Source organism: Weizmannia sp. FSL K6-0777 (genome assembly GCF_038593185.1).
Classification (GTDB): Bacteria; Bacillota; Bacilli; order Bacillales; family Bacillaceae_C; genus Weizmannia; species Weizmannia faecalis.
Window position 1 is genome coordinate 2622305 of sequence record NZ_CP151971.1, and the last position, 20772, is coordinate 2643076.

General features: G+C 49.6%; 15 protein-coding genes, 16 tRNA genes and 3 rRNA genes. 8 read left to right on the plus strand and 26 right to left on the minus strand.

Annotated features, from left to right (window positions below; translation table 11 throughout):
* Positions 1 to 99 precede the first annotated feature (99 nt).
* Together NST70_RS12595 and NST70_RS12600 are read right to left on the minus strand one after the other, a co-directional pair.
* A tRNA-Leu gene (locus tag NST70_RS12595) sits at positions 100 to 181 on the minus strand.
* Positions 182 to 298: 117 nt separating this feature from the next.
* The gene (locus NST70_RS12600) at positions 299 to 1318 is read right to left on the minus strand and encodes an LLM class flavin-dependent oxidoreductase (protein ID WP_017550137.1); all 1020 of its coding nucleotides are present in this window, start codon (positions 1316 to 1318) and stop codon (positions 299 to 301) included.
* 373 nt (positions 1319 to 1691) lie between these two features.
* Here NST70_RS12600 and NST70_RS12605 point away from each other — a divergent pair, with 373 nt between their 5' ends.
* Both NST70_RS12605 and NST70_RS12610 read left to right on the plus strand, forming a co-directional pair.
* Positions 1692 to 1895: a hypothetical protein gene (locus NST70_RS12605; protein ID WP_017550138.1), complete on the plus strand. Its 204-nt coding sequence runs from the start codon at positions 1692 to 1694 to the stop codon at positions 1893 to 1895.
* A gap of 48 nt (positions 1896 to 1943) precedes the next feature.
* A complete protein-coding gene (locus NST70_RS12610; RefSeq protein WP_272870388.1) occupies positions 1944 to 2156 on the plus strand; it encodes a YetF domain-containing protein in 213 nt (70 codons plus the stop codon).
* A 241-nt stretch (positions 2157 to 2397) separates the two neighbouring features.
* On the opposite strand, the gene NST70_RS12615 is transcribed toward NST70_RS12610, so the two are convergent.
* The 19 genes from NST70_RS12615 to NST70_RS12705 form a co-directional block, all read right to left on the minus strand.
* Positions 2398 to 2479 (minus strand) — tRNA-Leu (locus tag NST70_RS12615).
* A 9-nt stretch (positions 2480 to 2488) separates the two neighbouring features.
* A tRNA-Cys gene (locus tag NST70_RS12620) sits at positions 2489 to 2562 on the minus strand.
* A 5-nt stretch (positions 2563 to 2567) separates the two neighbouring features.
* Positions 2568 to 2642, minus strand: a tRNA-Gly gene (locus NST70_RS12625).
* 3 nt (positions 2643 to 2645) lie between these two features.
* Positions 2646 to 2717 (minus strand) — tRNA-Gln (locus tag NST70_RS12630).
* 7 nt (positions 2718 to 2724) lie between these two features.
* Positions 2725 to 2800, minus strand: a tRNA-His gene (locus NST70_RS12635).
* 8 nt (positions 2801 to 2808) lie between these two features.
* Positions 2809 to 2882, minus strand: a tRNA-Trp gene (locus NST70_RS12640).
* Positions 2883 to 2890: 8 nt separating this feature from the next.
* Positions 2891 to 2972: transfer RNA gene (locus NST70_RS12645), tRNA-Tyr, on the minus strand.
* Positions 2973 to 2980: 8 nt separating this feature from the next.
* A tRNA-Thr gene (locus NST70_RS12650) sits at positions 2981 to 3056 on the minus strand.
* Positions 3057 to 3060: 4 nt separating this feature from the next.
* Positions 3061 to 3136: transfer RNA gene (locus NST70_RS12655), tRNA-Phe, on the minus strand.
* An 18-nt stretch (positions 3137 to 3154) separates the two neighbouring features.
* Positions 3155 to 3230, minus strand: a tRNA-Asp gene (locus NST70_RS12660).
* A gap of 12 nt (positions 3231 to 3242) precedes the next feature.
* Positions 3243 to 3316: transfer RNA gene (locus NST70_RS12665), tRNA-Met, on the minus strand.
* A 9-nt stretch (positions 3317 to 3325) separates the two neighbouring features.
* Positions 3326 to 3401: transfer RNA gene (locus tag NST70_RS12670), tRNA-Val, on the minus strand.
* 11 nt (positions 3402 to 3412) lie between these two features.
* Positions 3413 to 3484 (minus strand) — tRNA-Glu (locus tag NST70_RS12675).
* Between the two features lie 13 nt (positions 3485 to 3497).
* Positions 3498 to 3587 (minus strand) — tRNA-Ser (locus NST70_RS12680).
* Between the two features lie 4 nt (positions 3588 to 3591).
* Positions 3592 to 3666: transfer RNA gene (locus NST70_RS12685), tRNA-Asn, on the minus strand.
* A gap of 6 nt (positions 3667 to 3672) precedes the next feature.
* Positions 3673 to 3788: ribosomal RNA gene (rrf, locus tag NST70_RS12690) — 5S ribosomal RNA — on the minus strand.
* Positions 3789 to 3964: 176 nt separating this feature from the next.
* Positions 3965 to 6897, minus strand: a 23S ribosomal RNA gene (locus NST70_RS12695).
* A 318-nt stretch (positions 6898 to 7215) separates the two neighbouring features.
* Positions 7216 to 8769 (minus strand): 16S ribosomal RNA (locus NST70_RS12700).
* Together the 16S, 23S and 5S rRNA genes with 15 tRNA genes alongside form the textbook arrangement of a ribosomal RNA operon.
* Before the next feature lie 217 nt (positions 8770 to 8986).
* Positions 8987 to 9859, minus strand: a complete 873-nt coding sequence (locus NST70_RS12705) for a nucleotidyltransferase-like protein (protein ID WP_017551383.1) — start codon at positions 9857 to 9859, stop codon at positions 8987 to 8989.
* A gap of 139 nt (positions 9860 to 9998) precedes the next feature.
* Between NST70_RS12705 and NST70_RS12710 the strand changes: the two genes are divergently transcribed.
* Complete coding sequence (locus NST70_RS12710; RefSeq protein WP_035183901.1) at positions 9999 to 10358, plus strand: YgzB family protein; 360 nt, start codon at positions 9999 to 10001, stop codon at positions 10356 to 10358.
* Positions 10359 to 10469: 111 nt separating this feature from the next.
* On the opposite strand, the gene budA is transcribed toward NST70_RS12710, so the two are convergent.
* Positions 10470 to 11219, minus strand: a complete 750-nt coding sequence (gene budA / locus NST70_RS12715) for an acetolactate decarboxylase (protein WP_017551385.1) — start codon at positions 11217 to 11219, stop codon at positions 10470 to 10472.
* Positions 11220 to 11303: 84 nt separating this feature from the next.
* On the minus strand, positions 11304 to 12992 hold the full coding sequence (gene alsS / locus NST70_RS12720; RefSeq protein WP_035189984.1) for an acetolactate synthase AlsS: 1689 nt from the start codon (positions 12990 to 12992) through the stop codon (positions 11304 to 11306).
* Positions 12993 to 13185: 193 nt separating this feature from the next.
* On the opposite strand from alsS, the gene alsR reads away from it, so the two are divergent.
* Positions 13186 to 14073 (plus strand): acetoin biosynthesis transcriptional regulator AlsR, encoded by an 888-nt coding sequence (gene alsR / locus NST70_RS12725; RefSeq protein ID WP_014097391.1) that lies wholly within the window; start codon positions 13186 to 13188, stop codon positions 14071 to 14073.
* 193 nt (positions 14074 to 14266) lie between these two features.
* Here the strand turns inward: alsR and perR are convergent, their stop codons facing one another.
* From perR to NST70_RS12740, 3 genes are all read right to left on the minus strand, one after another.
* Positions 14267 to 14716: a peroxide-responsive transcriptional repressor PerR gene (gene perR / locus NST70_RS12730; protein WP_014097390.1), complete on the minus strand. Its 450-nt coding sequence runs from the start codon at positions 14714 to 14716 to the stop codon at positions 14267 to 14269.
* A gap of 210 nt (positions 14717 to 14926) precedes the next feature.
* Positions 14927 to 15481, minus strand: a complete 555-nt coding sequence (locus tag NST70_RS12735) for a cob(I)yrinic acid a,c-diamide adenosyltransferase (RefSeq protein WP_328228394.1) — start codon at positions 15479 to 15481, stop codon at positions 14927 to 14929.
* Between the two features lie 318 nt (positions 15482 to 15799).
* Positions 15800 to 16204, minus strand: a complete 405-nt coding sequence (locus NST70_RS12740) for a potassium channel family protein (protein ID WP_013860258.1) — start codon at positions 16202 to 16204, stop codon at positions 15800 to 15802.
* 143 nt (positions 16205 to 16347) lie between these two features.
* Between NST70_RS12740 and NST70_RS12745 the strand changes: the two genes are divergently transcribed.
* From NST70_RS12745 to NST70_RS12760, 4 genes are all read left to right on the plus strand, one after another.
* On the plus strand, positions 16348 to 17640 hold the full coding sequence (locus NST70_RS12745; protein WP_342475220.1) for a glutamate-1-semialdehyde 2,1-aminomutase: 1293 nt from the start codon (positions 16348 to 16350) through the stop codon (positions 17638 to 17640).
* A gap of 130 nt (positions 17641 to 17770) precedes the next feature.
* Positions 17771 to 18775 (plus strand): sulfonate ABC transporter substrate-binding protein, encoded by a 1005-nt coding sequence (locus tag NST70_RS12750; protein ID WP_328228396.1) that lies wholly within the window; start codon positions 17771 to 17773, stop codon positions 18773 to 18775.
* Positions 18772 to 19554: an ABC transporter permease subunit gene (locus NST70_RS12755; RefSeq protein WP_017552891.1), complete on the plus strand. Its 783-nt coding sequence runs from the start codon at positions 18772 to 18774 to the stop codon at positions 19552 to 19554. Before NST70_RS12750 ends, NST70_RS12755 begins: the two co-directional genes overlap by 4 nt.
* 16 nt (positions 19555 to 19570) lie before the next feature.
* Positions 19571 to 20359, plus strand: coding sequence for an ATP-binding cassette domain-containing protein (locus NST70_RS12760; RefSeq protein WP_342475222.1), 789 nt, complete (start codon positions 19571 to 19573; stop codon positions 20357 to 20359).
* The last annotated feature ends 413 nt before the right edge of the window (positions 20360 to 20772 follow it).

The following is a 20772-nucleotide window of genomic DNA, read 5'->3' on the forward strand; positions in this document are numbered from 1 at the left end:
CACCGATTGAAGAGAGTGACTTCTTCCGGAAAATGAAAAAACGCTCCTTACTAGATTATAAGGAACGTTTTACCGAAAAACTGAAATGTGATCTTTTGATACCGGTGGTCGGGGTCGAACCGACACTCCCGAAGGAACACGATTTTGAGTCGTGCGCGTCTGCCAATTCCGCCACACCGGCATGATCCTATGAATCTCAAACAAAACTGTTTGTTATGTCACTTTTATAATTATATCCAGATCGTAAAAAATGTCAATAACCATTGTGTGAAAAAGGGAAGCAAAACAGCTCCCCTATTCACATATGATCTTCCTTCAGTTCACTTAGGATCTCATAAGACCGCAGCCGCTCTTCATGGTTGTAAATATGCGATACAAACATCAACTCATCGACCTGTGTATCATCCAAAAATTCTTCCATTTTCTCTTTGATTGTCTGTTTTGAACCGATAAAAGCATATTCAAGCTGACGCAATGCCGCTTCTTTTTCAAACGGAGTCCAAATCCCGTTCATGCTATCGACAGGCGGCTGCAGCGTCTGCGATTTTCCACGGATAACGCCGAGGAAAAACTGGTACAGGCTTGTTGCGATCCTTTCTGCTTCTGCATCTGTGTCAGCTGCTACGCCATTCACACACGCAATCACATATGGCTTTTGCAAATACTTGGACGGTTTGAAGTTCTCCCGATAAAGGTATAAAGCATCAAACAATTGCGCTGGTGCAAAATGGCTTGCAAACGAAAACGGCAGGCCGAGCCTGGCAGCAAGTGTGGCACTGTATGTACTTGACCCAAGAAGCCAAACCGGAACATCCACCCCTTCTGCCACGACGGCCCGTGCATACGTCCTGCGTTCTTTATCCGAGAGAAAATAGTTCATCAGTTCTTGGACATTATCCGGAAAATCCATTTCCCCGCCCCTTAAATTCCTTCTGAGCGCCGCAGCTGTCAATTGGTCTGTACCCGGCGCACGGCCAAGGCCGAGATCAATTCTGCCTGGATAGATGGAACCCAGTGTTCCAAACTGCTCAGCCACGACAAGCGGTGCATGATTTGGAAGCATCACACCGCCAGACCCGACACGGATGGTTTTCGTCCCTGCCGCTATATACCCGACTAAAACAGCCGTTGCAGAGCTGGCTACTCCCACCATATTATGGTGCTCCGCGAGCCAGTATCGTTTGTAGCCCCAATTTTCAACATGCTGTGCGAGGCTTAGGCTATTTTTAAACGAATCTGCCGGTGTCTTTCCAGATAAAACGGGGATCAAATCTAAAACCGAAAATGCAACGTCATTCAACTTTTTTTGACTACCCATTGTCCGCTTCCTTTCCTTCTACTCGTGAAGATAGATCTATTGTAAAATAACAGATTCCCAAAACAAAATGATTTGCCTAACCTGTCCGGTGTATCCCAATGATGAGAACGTTCGTTTATGATACTGAAATTAAGGGAAAATGCAATGAAAAACAGTGCTCGTATGATCGGACCCATGGGCGTTGGGTGTTTCGGGTACAAGCTTCCCAATAGAAGCAGCAGAAAGAGCATTGGTATCCAAACTTCATGAAGTTGGCGAAATGGAAAATAGACTGCTTGTTGAAGCAGTATGCATAACTGGATCAAGCGTTGGAAAGCCCCGTAAAAGTGAACAATCGAGAGAAAACCGGACCTTTTGAAGGAGGGGGTTAGCGATGCAAATTGGCATGGACTTATTAAAATTGATTATGGGCTTTCTTGCGCTCATTTTTTGTCTAAAATGTACCGGCGCCAAAAGCATTTCAAACCTTACGCCAATCGACTTCATCTGGAGCATAATGCTGTCTGAAATCGTCGGCAACGGCCTTTATGACCCAAGTGTAAAATGGTACTACATTCTTGTGATGCTTTCTGTTTAGGTCATCATTAAAATCATTTTTGACATCCTCATTTATCGCTATGATAAACTGGAAAAATTCCTTATCGGGGATAAAACGGTGATTATCGATAAAGGAAAAATTAACAAAGTCGTACTGAAAAAAAATAAAATTGATATGAATCAACTGTCGGAGTTATTGAGAAAGCAGGGCGTATTTTTGCTTGATGAAATTGACCAGGCCTATCTTGAAAAAGATGGGACGGTTACGGTGAAAAAAAGAAAAAACAACCCTAGTAAATAGTAGGCTGCCCAGTTCTGTTCTCATTATAAAAGGAAAATCTAAGATAGTATTTCCAAACCTTTCTTATTAGATCAATTCCCTTTTTGTACAAGTTAAAAAACTATAGATACTCACAAGTGTACGCTTTCAAGCAGCCACTTAAATTGGCCTCGGCTTCAATAATATAATTGCAATAAAAAAACGCTTCTCTTTATCTTGAGAAGCGTTCCATTTGGCATCAGCTTTCAATGTGATGCTATTATACCGGTGGTCGGGGTCGAACCGACACTCCCGAAGGAACACGATTTTGAGTCGTGCGCGTCTGCCAATTCCGCCACACCGGCATGATATGATGGAGGCGGCAACCGGAATCGAACCGGTGATAAAGGTTTTGCAGACCTCTGCCTTACCTCTTGGCTATGCCGCCATCAATGGAGCGGAAGACGGGATTCGAACCCGCGACCCCCACCTTGGCAAGGTGATGTTCTACCACTGAACTACTTCCGCATACTGGGCCAGCTGGATTCGAACCAGCGCATGACGGAGTCAAAGTCCGTTGCCTTACCGCTTGGCTATGGCCCAATAAATATGGGGCGGATGGTGGGAATCGAACCCACGAATGCCGGAGCCACAATCCGGTGCGTTAACCACTTCGCCACAACCGCCATCATAATGGCAGGGGCAGTAGGAATCGAACCCACACTGGAGGTTTTGGAGACCTCTGTTCTACCTTTAAACTATGCCCCTTTAAAAAATGGAGGGGGACGGATTCGAACCGCCGAACCCTGAGGGAGCGGATTTACAGTCCGCCGCGTTTAGCCACTTCGCTACCCCTCCATATTGCGTGGTGCCGGCCAGAGGACTTGAACCCCCAACCTACTGATTACAAGTCAGTTGCTCTACCAATTGAGCTAGACCGGCCAAATGGTGGCTCGGGACGGAATCGAACCGCCGACACAAGGATTTTCAGTCCTTTGCTCTACCGACTGAGCTACCGAGCCACAATTATGTAAAATGGATGGCGGTCCCGACGGGAATCGAACCCGCGATCTCCTGCGTGACAGGCAGGCGTGATAACCGCTACACTACGGGACCTTTATATGTAAATTGCGGGGGCAGGATTTGAACCTGCGACCTTCGGGTTATGAGCCCGACGAGCTACCAGACTGCTCCACCCCGCGATGATAAAATGGTGGAGGATGACGGGATCGAACCGCCGACCCTCTGCTTGTAAGGCAGACGCTCTCCCAGCTGAGCTAATCCTCCAGTTATAATGATGACCCGTACGGGATTCGAACCCGTGTTACCGCCGTGAAAGGGCGGTGTCTTAACCGCTTGACCAACGGGCCATATGGATCATGACGGAGAGCAAGGGATTCGAACCCTTGAGACAGCTTTTAGCCGCCTACACGATTTCCAATCGTGCTCCTTCGGCCTCTCGGACAGCTCTCCATGATGGCTCCGCAGGTAGGATTCGAACCTACGACCGATCGGTTAACAGCCGATTGCTCTACCACTGAGCTACTGCGGAATACAAGCCCGGCAGCGTCCTACTCTCGCAGGGGGAAACCCCCAACTACCATCGGCGCTGGAAAGCTTAACTTCCGTGTTCGGGATGGGAACGGGTGTGACCTTTCCGCCATCGCCACCGGACCTTAATGACAAAAATCATTATAACAAAGTTTTCATTTCTTATCAACAGGAATTATGTGATTCCCTGAAAACCGGATGGGAGAAAAAACTGTAAACGGAGAATGCGTTTTTACTTCTAACTTTGAGAATTGTCTAGCTCCAGCGCACCTTTTTCAAGGCGGCCTTCACTTTTCTATTTGGTTAAGTCCTCGATCGATTAGTATCCGTCAGCTCCACGCGTCGCCGCGCTTCCACCCCGGACCTATCAACCTGATCATCTTTCAGGGATCTTACCAGTATAAACTGTGGGAAATCTCATCTTGAGGGGGGCTTCATGCTTAGATGCTTTCAGCACTTATCCCTTCCGCACATAGCTACCCAGCGATGCCTTTGGCAAGACAACTGGTACACCAGCGGTGCGTCCATCCCGGTCCTCTCGTACTAAGGACAGCTCCTCTCAAATTTCCTGCGCCCGCGACGGATAGGGACCGAACTGTCTCACGACGTTCTGAACCCAGCTCGCGTACCGCTTTAATGGGCGAACAGCCCAACCCTTGGGACCGACTACAGCCCCAGGATGCGATGAGCCGACATCGAGGTGCCAAACCTCCCCGTCGATGTGGACTCTTGGGGGAGATCAGCCTGTTATCCCCAGGGTAGCTTTTATCCGTTGAGCGATGGCCCTTCCATGCGGAACCACCGGATCACTAAGCCCGACTTTCGTCCCTGCTCGACTTGTAAGTCTCGCAGTCAAGCTCCCTTATGCCTTTACACTCTGCGAATGATTTCCAACCATTCTGAGGGAACCTTTGGGCGCCTCCGTTACCTTTTAGGAGGCGACCGCCCCAGTCAAACTGCCTGCCTGACACTGTCTCCCACCCCGGTAAGGGGTGCGGGTTAGAATTTCAATACAGCCAGGGTAGTATCCCACCGATGCCTCCGCCGAAGCTGGCGCTCCGGTTTCCAAGGCTCCTACCTATCCTGTACAAGCTGTACCAAAATTCAATATCAGGCTGCAGTAAAGCTCCATGGGGTCTTTCCGTCCTGTCGCGGGTAACCTGCATCTTCACAGGTACTATAATTTCACCGAGTCTCTCGTTGAGACAGTGCCCAGATCGTTACACCTTTCGTGCGGGTCAGAACTTACCTGACAAGGAATTTCGCTACCTTAGGACCGTTATAGTTACGGCCGCCGTTTACTGGGGCTTCAGTTCAGAGCTTCGCCTTACGGCTAACCCCTCTCCTTAACCTTCCAGCACCGGGCAGGTGTCAGCCCCTATACTTCGCCTTGCGGCTTCGCAGAGACCTGTGTTTTTGCTAAACAGTCGCCTGGGCCTATTCACTGCGGCTTCCCGGGGCATACACCCCAAAAAGCACCCCTTCTCCCGAAGTTACGGGGTCATTTTGCCGAGTTCCTTAACGAGAGTTCTCTCGCTCACCTTAGGATTCTCTCCTCGCCTACCTGTGTCGGTTTGCGGTACGGGCGCCTTTCACCTCACTAGAGGCTTTTCTTGGCAGTGTGGAATCAGGAACTTCGGTACTAAAATTTCCCTCGCCATCACAGCTCCGCCTTGGCGCGAAGGATTTGCCTCCGCACCGGCCTAACTGCTTGGACGCGATCAACCAGTGTCGCGCTTGCCCTATCCTCCTGCGTCCCCCCATCGTTCAAACGGTGAAGAGGCGGTACAGGAATATCAACCTGTTGTCCATCGCCTACGCCTTTCGGCCTCGGCTTAGGCCCCGACTAACCCTGAGCGGACGAGCCTTCCTCAGGAAACCTTAGGCATTCGGTGGAAGGGATTCTCACCCTTCTTTCGCTACTCATACCGGCATTCTCACTTCTAAGCGCTCCACCGGTCCTTCCGGTCCGGCTTCAACGCCCTTAGAACGCTCTCCTACCACGGACACCAAATGGTGTCCATCCGCAGCTTCGGTGATACGTTTAGCCCCGGTACATTTTCGGCGCAGCGTCACTCGACCAGTGAGCTATTACGCACTCTTTGAATGATGGCTGCTTCTAAGCCAACATCCTGGTTGTCTAAGCAACGCCACATCCTTTTCCACTTAACGTATACTTTGGGACCTTAGCTGGCGGTCTGGGCTGTTTCCCTTTCGACCATGGATCTTATCACTCACAGTCTGACTCCCAAGCATAAGTTTTTGGCATTCGGAGTTTGTCTGAATTCGGTAACCCGATGAGGGCCCCTCGTCCAAACAGTGCTCTACCTCCAAAACTCTTCGCTTGAGGCTAGCCCTAAAGCTATTTCGGAGAGAACCAGCTATCTCCAAGTTCGATTGGAATTTCTCCGCTACCCACACCTCATCCCCGCACTTTTCAACGTGCGTGGGTTCGGGCCTCCAGCAAGTGTTACCTTGCCTTCACCCTGGACATGGGTAGATCACCTGGTTTCGGGTCTGCGGCCTCATACTCTTTCGCCCTGTTCAGACTCGCTTTCGCTGCGGCTCCGCTTCTTCAGCTTAACCTTGCATGAGACCGTAACTCGCCGGTTCATTCTACAAAAGGCACGCCATCACCCGTTAACGGGCTCTGACTACTTGTAGGCACACGGTTTCAGGATCTCTTTCACTCCCCTCCCGGGGTGCTTTTCACCTTTCCCTCACGGTACTGGTTCACTATCGGTCACTAGGGAGTATTTAGCCTTGGGAGATGGTCCTCCCGGATTCCGGCGGGATTCCTCGTGTCCCGCCGTACTCAGGATCCACTCGGGAGAGAACGAAGTGTCAGTTACAGGGCTTTTACCTTCTCCGGCAGGCCTTTCCAGGCCGCTTCACTTACCCCGTTCTTTTGTAACTCCCATATGAGTGTCCTACAACCCCGGAAGGCAAGCCTTCCGGTTTGGGCTGTTTCCTGTTCGCTCGCCGCTACTTGGGAAATCGCAATTGCTTTCTCTTCCTCCGGGTACTGAGATGTTTCAGTTCCCCGGGTGTGCCCTTCCTGCCCTATGGATTCAGGCAGGAATCCTGTCCGATTAAAGACAGGGGGTTTCCCCATTCGGAAATCTCCGGATCAAAGCTTACGTACAGCTCCCCGGAGCATATCGGTGTTTGTACCGTCCTTCATCGGCTCCTAGTGCCAAGGCATCCACCGTGCGCCCTTTCTAACTTAACCATAAAAAGGTTTAAATCCAAAAATAAGCGATTCTCGGTTTACTTGGTTTGTTTCTCCTATCCGGTTTTCAAAGAACACATACTGAAGGATTGAACCTTCAAAACTGAACAAAACGGAAACGTCAAACTTAATTGTGGAAAACGAAGTTTTCCTTTTCTGTCTAGCTCCGGGCGCTATCGGCTAGCGTATTTCTACGTCTTCTCCCTACGATAAGTCAACATCGATTCGCCTTTAAGGCTCATCGTGTTTCCTTTATCTCAGTCGAAGACTACGAAATCCGTACGCCGATGAACGAGCGCCCTACGCTTTTCCCCTTAGAAAGGAGGTGATCCAGCCGCACCTTCCGATACGGCTACCTTGTTACGACTTCACCCCAATCATCTGTCCCACCTTCGGCGGCTGGCTCCGTAAAGGTTACCTCACCGACTTCGGGTGTTACAAACTCTCGTGGTGTGACGGGCGGTGTGTACAAGGCCCGGGAACGTATTCACCGCGGCATGCTGATCCGCGATTACTAGCGATTCCGGCTTCATGCAGGCGGGTTGCAGCCTGCAATCCGAACTGGGAATGGTTTTCTGGGATTGGCTTAACCTCGCGGTCTCGCAGCCCTTTGTACCATCCATTGTAGCACGTGTGTAGCCCAGGTCATAAGGGGCATGATGATTTGACGTCATCCCCACCTTCCTCCGGTTTGTCACCGGCAGTCACCTTAGAGTGCCCAACTGAATGCTGGCAACTAAGGTCAAGGGTTGCGCTCGTTGCGGGACTTAACCCAACATCTCACGACACGAGCTGACGACAACCATGCACCACCTGTCACTCTGTCCCCCGAAGGGGAAGGCCCTGTCTCCAGGGAGGTCAGAGGATGTCAAGACCTGGTAAGGTTCTTCGCGTTGCTTCGAATTAAACCACATGCTCCACCGCTTGTGCGGGCCCCCGTCAATTCCTTTGAGTTTCAGCCTTGCGGCCGTACTCCCCAGGCGGAGTGCTTAATGCGTTAGCTGCAGCACTAAAGGGCGGAAACCCTCTAACACTTAGCACTCATCGTTTACGGCGTGGACTACCAGGGTATCTAATCCTGTTTGCTCCCCACGCTTTCGCGCCTCAGCGTCAGTTACAGACCAGAGAGCCGCCTTCGCCACTGGTGTTCCTCCACATCTCTACGCATTTCACCGCTACACGTGGAATTCCACTCTCCTCTTCTGCACTCAAGCCTCCCAGTTTCCAATGACCGCTTGCGGTTGAGCCGCAAGATTTCACATCAGACTTAAGAAGCCGCCTGCGCGCGCTTTACGCCCAATAATTCCGGACAACGCTTGCCACCTACGTATTACCGCGGCTGCTGGCACGTAGTTAGCCGTGGCTTTCTGGCCGGGTACCGTCAAGGCGCCGCCCTGTTCGAACGGCACTTGTTCTTCCCCGGCAACAGAGTTTTACGACCCGAAGGCCTTCTTCACTCACGCGGCGTTGCTCCGTCAGACTTTCGTCCATTGCGGAAGATTCCCTACTGCTGCCTCCCGTAGGAGTTTGGGCCGTGTCTCAGTCCCAATGTGGCCGATCACCCTCTCAGGTCGGCTACGCATCGTTGCCTTGGTGAGCCGTTACCCCACCAACTAGCTAATGCGCCGCGGGCCCATCTGTAAGTGACAGCCGAAGCCGTCTTTCCTTTTTCCTCCATGCGGAGGAAAAAACTATCCGGTATTAGCCCCGGTTTCCCGGCGTTATCCCGATCTTACAGGCAGGTTGCCCACGTGTTACTCACCCGTCCGCCGCTAACCTTTTAAAAGCAAGCTTTTAAAAGGTCCGCACGACTTGCATGTATTAGGCACGCCGCCAGCGTTCGTCCTGAGCCAGGATCAAACTCTCAGTAAAGATGTTTGATAAAAGCTCAAAAAGAATTTGACGTTTCGTTTTGTCCAGTTTTCAAGGAACAATCCGTTTTGACAGTGACTAAATTATTATACCATCATAACGAAGTCTTTGTCAATAACTTTTTTCGTCTTTCGTCGTTGCTCTTTCATGTTCATCAGCGACGTATATAACTATACCAAGTTATTTATTATGCGTCAATACTAAATTTGATATTTTTTTATTGTTTTTTTGGAATCCGGTACCGTCTATGGAAGATTTCAGGCCCCTTTGTCGGCACTGTAATTTCCTCGATCATATTTTTTTCAATTAAAAATTCAAGCAGAACAGGCAAGTCAATACTGTACGATTGAAGGCCTGGATGGAAAAGCAGTTCGTCAATTGTCCATTCTTCCCGTTCTTCCATCAGTTCCAGTAAATGCTGCGCGCCAAACGATGTCTTCGAATAAATGTGGAATTCACTCGCAAGAAAGAGCAGTTCAAGGCGCTTTTCCAGCGACTCTTCACTTGTTACCAGTTCTTCGTACAACTTGAAGATTTGCAGATCAATTTGCTTTACCTGGTTCCAGACGGTTATTTCCGGGTGAAAGCCGTTTTCGATCACCGCGAGTCTGGCGAGATGGTGCAAGGCGTGAATGATGTGATTATAGGCATCGAGGTACTGGCGCTGTTTGAAGAAGTCTTTCCCGTTTAAATACCGACGGATCAATTTGGCAAATTCCGTGCCGATTTTGACCTTTCGTTCATGAAACGGAAAATCCCTTACTTCATCTTTTAAACGTGCCATGTACTCATTCCGGTCAAATAAGATCAGCCCTTCTGTAATCCATTCAAATATATTGCTGTTTGTCCCGTACAGCATCCACTCTTTCAACTGGTTCTCTGCCACGACATATAAGGCGGCTTTTTTGTCTTCATAGCGGTAATGCTTGACGTAGAGCGGCTGGTCCTGCTCTTTGACAATGATGAAGAGAATGGCGTCGAACAAATTGGTTGCGGCATCTTCATCCGGCTTTTTTTCAATATACAGGACAGAAAGGGTATTTGGAAGGCTTGCCCTTTCCTGGTAAATCGGCCTTAAAATGTCTCTCATGCGTCATTCCTCCATCATGCTTTCTATGAACGTATTTCTGCAAATCCCGGGAAATCCCCTGCAAATTTTCGAAACAAATTTCAGTATATTGCATTCCTTCCTTTTTCGCCAGTTATGTTATATTTAAAAGAAAGGGGGAATGGTATTGGCAAAGTATTCAAGCAAAATCAATAAAATTCGGACATTTGCCTTAAGCTTGATTTTTTCCGGATTTATCGTCATGTATATCGGGCTGTTTTTCCGGGCGCATCCGGTTGTTGTAACCCTTTTTATGCTGTTCGGCCTGTTCTTTATTTTATTGAGCACAGTGGTTTATTTCTGGATCGGCATGCTCTCGACGAAAGCGGTGCAGGTTGTATGCCCGGGCTGCGGCAAGCCGACAAAAATGCTGGGCCGGGTAGATATTTGCATGCATTGCAACGAGCCGCTGACACTGGATCCTGAGCTTGAGGGAAAAGCGTTTGACGAATCATATAATCGTAAGCGATTGCAGAAGTGACAGGCGGGGTGGAGATGAAAAAGCCTAGGTTGCCGGAGTCAGGCAAGCCCCGCCCAATTTGAAGAAACCCGCATCCGGTTTTCGCCGGATGCGGGCCGTCTTCGCCTTCGTTCAGCCTTCTGTCTTTTCCAGTTCCTCTGCCAAATTGGCGCGGGAAAGGTTCGCATTTAAAAAAGCGTCTGTTTCCGGAAGTTCCAGATGCATATGCGTTTTTTTGCTGATCCGGATCGTCCCGTAGTCAAGCACATAGTCAAAGACATGGCCGCCGCCGGTGCGTTTGTCGTCAATAAAATGGAGGTGGAAGCCGGCGACCGCGATTCCTTGTGCAAACATCGGCGTCCAAAAACCAGCAAGCGTTCCTTTTGTATTTTCAAACGAGTAAACCGGCTGGGATTTCACCGCTTCCGTCATGGGAACCGGTTTTTCCTGGTAGGAGACGGTTCTTGTGTTCATTTTTTTAAAAACACCGTCCACACGAATGGCATAAAATAAATTTTCGCTGCGGACGAGATCTTTGATCAAGTCTTCCAGTTCGGGTTTTGCTAGAGGACCTTCAGCTGTATAGGTGATATCCTCCGAAAAATGTGCAAGCGAGCAAAACGGTGACTTGTCTTCAGGCTGTACACGTTTTGCCGTCCCGTCCTTCAGCTGATAGAACGCATTGTCAAAGGCAATCAATTCCCCGTCCAAATGGTTGAAAGTGCCGATGCCGAAATCGCCGAACTTTTTTAATTCAGCAAACGTCTTGTCGCTTTCGTATACGCCGTCAAGAAGCGATGTCATCGTGGACAATTGGTATACTTCATCGGTCCGGCTTGTTAAAATTTGCTCTGTATTTTGATTTTCTGCAGCAGTACGCATGGTAAACCCCTTCTTTCTATCGTATCCTGAAAAATTTGTGCCGGCTGAGTCCAAGTTATAGCAGCTGCCCGCCGCAGTAAGTGATTATACCAATTGGTTAGGCAGCAGTTTTTTCGCCAGTTCCAGGTTGTCGCTATAATCAACCGGGACATCGACCACGACCGGGCCTTCTGAGTCCAGCGCTTCCTTCAGTACAGAAACCAGCTCATCAGGTGCATTCACCCGCAAGCCTTTTGCGCCGTAACTTTCCGCGTGTTTTACAATATCAACGGGGCCGAAGTCTGCTCCCGATGTGCGCCCGTATTTCATTTGCTGCTGGAACGCCACCATGTCATACGTGCCGTCGCGCCAGACGATATGCACAAGCGGTGATTTTAAACGGACGGCCGTTTCAAGTTCCATGGCGGAGAACAGGAAGCCGCCGTCTCCGGAGATCGATATTACTTTTTCATCCGGATTGACAAGCGTTGCGGCAATCGCCCACGGAAGCGCAACCCCGAGCGTCTGCATGCCATTTGAAAACAGCAGGCGGTTCGGTTCATATACCCTGAAATGGCGCGCCATCCAAATATAATGGGAACCGACATCGCATGTCACGGTCACATGGTCATCAATCAACGAACGCAAATCATGAATGAACTGGAGCGGATGCACAAGATTTTTATCCGCCTTTTCCGATGGTTCGTCGCGCAAATTCAGCTGGTTGCGGAGATGTTCCAAAAGTTCCATGGACTTACTGCTCATATTTAAACGGGCCAGCTGTTCTTTGATGCTGTCAACGCTCGCTGAAATGTCACCGACAAGTTCGATTTCCGGCTGGTAATCATGATCGATATCGGCGCGGATTTCATCGAGATGGATGATTTTTCTTTCCCCTTCGCTGTTCCAAAACTTCGGATCGTACTCAACAGAATCGTAACCGATCGCAAGCACCACATCCGCATGCTCAAGCAAAATATCGCCCGGCTGGTTGCGGAACAAGCCGATGCGGCCGAAGAAACGGTCTTCCAAATCTCTTGAAATCAAGCCTGCCGCCTGGAATGTTTCAACAACCGGCAATGCGATTTTTTTCAGGAGGGACCGGACCGCTTTCACGACTTTCGGGCGGCTCGCACGCATCCCGACCAGAATGACCGGCAATTTGGCATGCTGGATCGCTTTTACAGCTTCTTTAATCGCTTCTTCATTTGCTTTCCCGAGTTCCGGGCTTTCAAGCGGACCCAAAGCTTTGACAGACGCCGGCTCCATCAGCACATCCTGCGGGAAGCTGATAAAAGCTGCCCCTGCCTGTGCTGAAGCGGCAGAACGAAATGCATTTGTCATCACTTCCGGCACTGTATCCGGATGAACCACTTCCGCTGCGTATTTTGTAATCGGCTGAAACAGGGATACATTGTCCATCGACTGGTGCGTTTTTTTCAGTCTGTCTGCGCGCGGCACGTTTCCTGCGATTGCAACGACAGGATCGCACTCCGTATTCGCAGTGGCAAGCCCGGTGGCAAGGTTGGAAGCCCCCGGCCCGCTCGTTACCAGGCAGACACCCGGTTTTCCTGTTAAACGCCCGATAGCAGCGGCCATAAAAGCGGCATTTTGTTCGTGGCGGCATACAATCAATTCCGGGCCGCGTTCTTTTAGGACATCAAATACGGCATCGATTTTTGCGCCCGGAATGCCGAAAACGTACGGCACTTCCTGTTTTTCAAGGCAATCGACAACCAGGTCTGCAGCTGTTTTTTTCGTCGTATTGGTTGGATTTGAATTCTTTTTTTCCACAGTTCCCACTCCCAAGGACAGCCCTATTTTGAACTTTCCCCCGTTTATTACAGGGGAAAACGTTCATCTATAGGCTGAGCGAACTTGTTTCTATCTATACTTTACACCACACGAGGAAATGTTTAAAATATATTATTGTGCTATAAATAATATATAATAAATATTAATCCCAATGAGGGAGGAGGAAATACAGATGGAACTGCGCCATCTTCATTATTTTTTAACGGTCGCGGAAGAACTACATTTCGGAAAAGCAGCAGAGCGGCTGCAAATGACCCAGCCACCGCTTTCCCAGCAAATCCGGCAGCTGGAAGAAGAAATCGGGGTGGACCTTTTTATCCGCAATAAACGTCATGTTGAACTGACGATCCCGGGAAAAGTTTTTTTAAAAGAGGCCAAGCAGGTCCTTGAGCAGCTGGACAGGGCAGTGGAAAATGCACAGCGGGCTGAGCGGGGGGAATTCGGGAATGTGGTAGTCGGCTTTGTCGGTTCGGCGACTTATGACATTTTGCCGGCTATCGTCCGGGAATTCCGGCTGAAATATCCGAAAACGGCCGTTTCCCTTCATGAGTTGTCAACCCCGGACCAGATTCGGGCGCTGCATCGGAAAGAAATCGATGTCGGCCTGCTGCATCCGCCGATTCATGATCCTTTAATTGAAACGGCTGAGATCCAGACAGGTGCGGCTGCCCTTTCAATGCCGAAAAACCATCCGCTTGCCCAAAAGGAAAAAATCCGCATCGAGGATCTGGCGGACGTCCCGTTTGTCGTTGTGTCGCGTGATATTTGGCCGGGCCTTTATGATGAATTTCTGTCTCTTTTCAAGGACGCCGATTTCAGCCCGAAAATCGTCCAGGAAGCCACCGAGTACCAAATGGTCGTCGGCCTTGTGACAGCCGGAATTGGAATCGGGGTGCTACCACGGACAGCCGAAAAATTATTTAATCTCGATATTGTGTACAGGGAGATTGAAGGGCACCCGTTAAATGCCGTTTTGTCCATTGCGTACCGGAAGGAAGACCAAAACCCGGCCCTTGCCAATTTCTTAAACATCTCCGGCCGGGTGGCAGCAGAATTTTAATGGATTTTTGACCGATTGCATAAATACAATGAAAAATCCGGCCTCCCAACGAAAGAAGAGCCGGATTTATTGCATAAAAGTGTATAAAGTTGCACCGCTAAAACTTTTTAAAAACCTTGCTTGCGGTTTATCAGGTCCCGGTTTAAAGCCGCAAAAAAAGAACCGGACGAACCATTTCGCCGGCATTTGCGCTTTATTTTGCTTCCAGGTAACTGTGCTTTTTCATACATTCCGGACAGGTACCGTAAATTTCCATACGGTGGTGGCTTACTTTAAAACCGGTCACATGCGCGGCAAGCTGTTCCACTTCATCCAGGCCCGGATAGTGAAAGTCGACAATCTTTCCGCAGTCTTCGCAAATAATATGGTAATGGTTTGATGTGACAAAATCAAAACGGCTTGAAGCATCTCCGTAAGTCAGTTCCTGTACCAATCCGATTTCCTTAAAAACGCGCAAGTTATTGTAAACGGTGGCCACACTCATATTCGGGAATTTTCCCTCAAGAGCCTTATATATTTCATCGGCGGTTGGATGTGACATGGATTCAATTAAGTATTCCAATATCGCATGACGTTGAGGGGTAATACGAACGCCCGACTGTTTCAAGGTTTCCAGTGCTTTATTCAACTGCTGCTCGGACACCGCCATGCACCTCTTTTCTAACAATTATCATTCTTAATTTATAATCTTTATAAAAAGTTTACAAAATAACCCCCTGTTTTGTCAAACAAATTAGCGAATCCATGCGCCGGGAATTTCCCTTTTCCGCGCTCTTCAGGCTCAAAAAAGAAGGAAATTCGTTCATTAGGATGCCTTTTTTTCAGCCGGGAGTATGTAAAAGCAATGCCCCGGCTATTCCTCAAGCGGCTGGAGCGGGTGGTCTTTCACCCCAAGGCAGTGATTGATATATCTTGCCGCAACGAACAGGAAATCGGACAACCGGTTTAAAAACGACAGCACAAGCGGATTTACGCCATCGACCGCAACACTTGCCCGCTCCGCCCTTCTTGCAACTGTGCGCGCCGCATGCATCGCCGCTGCTGCCGGATGCCCGCCCGGCAAAATAAAGGTTTTTAACGGTTCCAGTTTTCCATCCCATTTATCAATCAAAGCCTCAAGTTCATCGATATAAGCCTGTTTCAATTTCCAGTGCACTTCTTTTCCCTGGGGCGTGGAAAGCTCCGCACCGGCATGGAACAGCATCGTCTGGACCCTGCTGAAACATTGTTCCAATTCTTCTTTTTCCGGAAATTGTTCGCCGTGCAAAAAACTGAGCGCAACGCCGATCGCCGAGTTCGCCTCATCCACTGTTCCGTAAGCTTCAACACGCGGATCGTTTTTCGCTGCTCTTACCCCGTAAACGAGCGATGTCGTCCCTTTATCACCGGACCTTGTATAAATTCTCATCTTGTCCCCTCCGCATCAATTTGATGGATCAGCCTATATAAACGCCGCCGCGCTATTTTTTCAATCTGCCCTTTAAAGGGATTCCCTGTAAAACCATATATTAGTTTTGTATCACGAATTCGAAAAAATTGCCATAAAAAAAGAAACCGAACAAGTCGGCTCAAAGATATCGTTATTTTTTTGAGGAGGTAATATACACTATGAACCCGCGGCAAATCCGCGTGGACAAAAGCCGCCCCGGATACAAAAATAGGCGCCGGCCGCATTTTGATCTTCCCTGGCGGACAACGGCCGGCATGCGGGAATCCCCCTGCCAGGCTATTTTTTTTCCGAGTCAAAAGCGGATCTTACCACAAACGCCGCCGGGATGGTATAGCCGATTAACGCTTCAATGATAATAAGAACCCGTGCGGCCCCGATCGGAACAATATCCCCGTACCCGACCGAAAACAGCGTGACGGCACTCAAATACATATAATCAAGCAGTGTGCGGAAATCATGCCCTTCCAACAGCTTTCCGTGATGGAGCGCAATTTGGAATCCCATCATATCGAGCAGTAAAAACAACAACCCGAACCCGATCATGATATTGGTGTACGTAAAAGCAAGAAAGAGAAAACGTTCAAATGAAAGCTGCTTCGCGCGCCAGGATGCCGGATAAAACAAGGTGCGCAGGCTCATCACAATACAAAGGACAACCAATATGCCGAGAAAATAAAACATGCCCGATACCCCCGGCGCCTTTCAAGTTTGTCCTTCCATTGTATGCCCCCGCCGCCCGGCTTATGACAGTCTTTACGGGAAGAAAATGGAAGGCTACAATAGAATGGTGGAATTGGCCAATGCCAATGAGGAGGGAACGATAAATGGATTTTTCAAAATCTGAAAGCTTGTATAAAGAAGCACTTGAGCATATTGTCGGCGGCGTAAACAGCCCGTCCCGCTCGTATAAGGCGGTGGGCGGCGGAGCCCCAGTTGCCATGGAAAGGGGAAAAGGCGCGTACTTTTATGACGTGGACGGCAACCGCTACATTGATTATCTGGCGGCATACGGCCCGATCATTACCGGCTTTGCCCATCCGCATATTGCTGCTGCCATTAAAAAAGCAGCCGACAACGGCGTTTTGTTCGGCACGCCGACCCCGTATGAAGTGCAATTCGCAAAAATGCTGAAAGAAGCGATCCCGTCCCTGGACAAAGTCCGCTTTGTCAACTCGGGAACAGAGGCGGTCATGACAACGATCCGCGTTGCCCGCGCCTACACGGGACGCGACAAAATCATTAAATTCGAAGGCTGTTACCACGGCCATTCTGACCTCGTGCTTGTCGCAGCGGGTTCAGGCCCGTCGCAGCTCGGCATGCCGGACTCAGCCGGCGTAACAAAAGCCATCGCAAACGAAGTCATCACCGTCCCTTATAATGATGTGGAACCTTTTAAACAGGCACTCGAAAAATGGGGCGATGAAGTTGCCGCCGTACTGGTTGAACCGATTGTCGGCAACTTTGGCATTGTGCCGCCGAAACCGGGATTTTTGGAAGCCATTAATGAACTGGCGCACAAAGCCGGCGCCCTTGTCATTTACGACGAAGTGATCACCGCTTTCCGTTTTATGTACGGCGGCGCGCAAAACATGCTCGGCGTTACCCCGGATTTAACCGCCATGGGCAAAATCATCGGCGGCGGACTGCCGATCGGGGCATACGGCGGCCGCAAAGATATTATGGAAGAAGTCGCACCGCTCGGCCCTGCTTACCAGGCCGGAACCATGGCCGGAAACCCGGCTTCGATGCTTGCCGGAATTGCCTGCCTTGAAGTGCTCCAGGAAAAGGGCGTGTATGAAAACCTCGACCGTCTCGGTGCCATGCTTGAAAAAGGCATTTTGGAAGCAGCCGAAAAACACGGCGTCACCATTACCATTAACCGCGTAGTCGGCGCCTTTACCGTTTACTTTACGGACGAAAAAGTCGAAAACTATAAGCAGGCTGAAGCATCCGACGGCGAGCTGTTCGGGAAATTTTTCAAACTGATGCTCGAGCAAGGCATTAACCTTGCCCCGTCAAAATATGAAGCCTGGTTCCTCACAACCGCGCATACGGAAGAAGATATCGCAGAAACAATCAAAGCCGTCGATCATGCTTTTTCACAACTGAAAAAATGATGCGCCAACAAAGCACTGCCTTTCCCGAAACGGAGGCAGTGCTTTTTATTCCCCCGGTCAGTACAAGTACCTAATCAAGGTTTGCGCATAAATTATAAGGAACTTTACTGAATGAGGGGATGTGTTCTGCTTGAGAAAAATTTTCAAAAAACGTGCCGGCATCGCACTGCTCGGGTTTTTGCTTCTCTTTTCCATTTTCGCCACGGGATGCGGCGGAAAACAGGAGACAGGAAAAAAGCAGCAGACTAAAACCAGGCAAAATGTCATCCGAATCGGCTATCAGAAAAACTGCCCGCTCTTGATTTTAAAAGCAAGCGGCACTTTGGAAAAAAGGCTGAAACCGCTCGGCGTGAAAGTGGAATGGTACGAATTCCAGTCCGGAACGGCGCTTTTGGAGTCCCTGAATTCCGGAAATATTGATTTTGGCAGGACGGGGGACTCGCCGCCGATTTTTGCACAAGCTTCCGGGTCCGGCTTGAAATATGTCGGGGTTGGAAAATCAAAATACGAAGGTTCGGCCATCCTGGTAAAAAAGAATTCCCCGATCCGTTCCGTGGCAGATCTGAAAGGAAAAAAAGTCGGGTTTGCAAAAGGAAGCAGTTCCCATTATTTTCTTGTCAAAGCACTGGAAAAAAACGGCCTTTCGTACAAGGACATCACGCCGGCTTACCTGCAACCGGGGGATGCCAGAGTCGCCTTTGAACAAGGCACAATCGATGCATGGGCCATATGGGATCCGTTTACCGCCGATGCCGAAGTAACGGGCCATGCACGGAAACTTGTTACAGGAAAAGGATATACGACGGACCGCGATTATTTTCTCGCCACTCCGGCATATTTGAAAAAACATGAAAAAATCGTCCAAATCGTCCTCGATGAAGTAAAAAAATCGAGCGCCTGGGCAAATGAACATCCTGCCGAATTAACAGAATTGCTTTCAAAGGCCCTCGGCATTGACCAAAAAGCGATCAAAATTGCAGTAGACAGAAGGGAATACGGCCTTGATCCGTTTACCCCGGAAATCATCCAGGAACAGCAGAGCATCGCCGACAAATTTTACGAACTGAAATTGATCCCGAAAAAAGTGACGGTAAAGGATAATATTTACCATTTTAAAAAGGAAGAAGGAAAGTGAAAAATTTTACCGGCTTTTTCATCCAAAAACTGATTCCATGGGGCATCCCGGCCGTGATCATCATCATTTGGCAAATTTTTTCAAAGGAAGGCATCGTATCGCCAAAAATTCTGCCGGCGCCTTCAGATGTCCTGATTGCGGCAGTGGAACTGGCAAAAAGCGGAGAGCTCGGGCATCACGTCTGGATCAGTCTGCTGCGGGCTGTGACCGGTTTTCTGATTGGCGGAAGCATCGGCTTTATCCTCGGTTTGGTGAACGGCCTGTTCCGCACAAGCGAATTATTGCTCGACACTTCTGTCCAAATGCTCCGTACCATTCCGCATCTGGCGCTGATTCCGCTTGTCATTTTGTGGTTCGGTATCGGGGAAGAGGCAAAAATATTCCTTGTTGCCCTGGGGGTGTTATTTCCGGTATACCTCAACACTTTCCACGGCATCAAGTCCGTTGATAAAGGATTAATTGAGATGGGGAAAATTTACGGGTTAAAGGGCTGGCGGATGTTTGCCCATATCATTTTCCCGGGCGCCCTTTCCTCCATTTTGGTCGGCATCCGGTTTTCATTGGGCGTGATGTGGATTACATTAATTGTGGCCGAGACCATCTCTTCCACGTCCGGGATCGGCTACATGGCGATGACGGCAAGGGAATTTATGCAAATGGATGTCATTCTTTTAAGCATCCTGCTGTATGCCCTTTTCGGGAAATTGTCCGATGCCATCGCCCGCTTTTTTGAAAAAAGATGCCTGAAATGGCATACAAGTTACCAGGAACAATCTTGAAATCGGGGGGATAAATATGGAGAGCTTCCTGCAATTCGACCATTTAGAAAAGCGCTACGGAAACAGGGACGTTTTGAAAAATATTACATTATCGGTCAAGAGGGGGGAGTTTATCGCCATTGTCGGGAAAAGCGGGTGCGGAAAAAGCACGCTTTTGCGGCTCCTGTCCGGCCTGGAAAAGCCGAGCGACGGGCGGATTCTGATCGACGGGAAACCGCTCGGAAATCTGAACAGCAAATCGTGCATGGTCTTCCAGGACGGGCGACTGTTGCCGTGGAAGCGGGTGATCGACAATGTTGTCCTCGGTCTGGATGGCGATCACAAAAAGGAAGCAATCGAAGTATTAAAACATGTCGGGCTTGAAAACTATACCGATGAGTGGCCGGGCAAATTATCCGGCGGACAGAAACAGCGGGTGGCGCTGGCACGCGCGCTTATGCATCAGCCGGAACTGCTGTTGCTGGACGAACCGCTCGGCGCCCTCGATGCATTGACCCGGCTGGAAATGCAAAATCTGATCGAAGAAATCCGCAGATTAAACAGTTTTACCGCCCTGCTTGTGACCCATGATGTGGAAGAAGCCGTGGCTTTAGCCGACAGGGTCGTCCTGCTGTCGGACGGCGTCATTTCCGAAGACGTCCCGGTGAAACTGCCAAGGCCGCGGCAAAGAGACCGTGAATCTTTTGCCGCCCTTGTCAACAAAATCCGGAACCGGATTATGGTCGGCCCCGTGCAGGCACCACCAAAACAAGCGAACAGTTTTTCAGACAGCTGTTCTGTTTATCCCCTGCCCGGCACCCACTAAACCTGGGGATGGCGCTTTATGATCCGCTATGATCCGCGCCACTCCCTGTCTGTTGCCGCATTTTTAGCAGCCTCATAAAAAGCCGGTACCGGTTGGACCGATCGGCCTGGAGAGTTCAGCGTGCTTATAAACGGCTAAATCCCGGTCCGGCACGGCATCATAACACATGAGCCCGGCTGCGGCCGTGTTGCCCAAGCGCCGGACTTCCCGCCCATTTCAGAAGAGGCCCCGGCCGCATGAATGGTCGCAAACCGCGCCCGCCTGTAAAAGAGAGGCGGCTTTAGCTCACAGGAGAATCCCCCTCCATATACGGGGGTTTTTTACTAAAATGTACTTTTCATTGGCAGCGGATAAGCTTCTTCGCGCATCCCCCCGCACTTTCTTGAAAGACCGGCATGTGCCCGATTGTACAA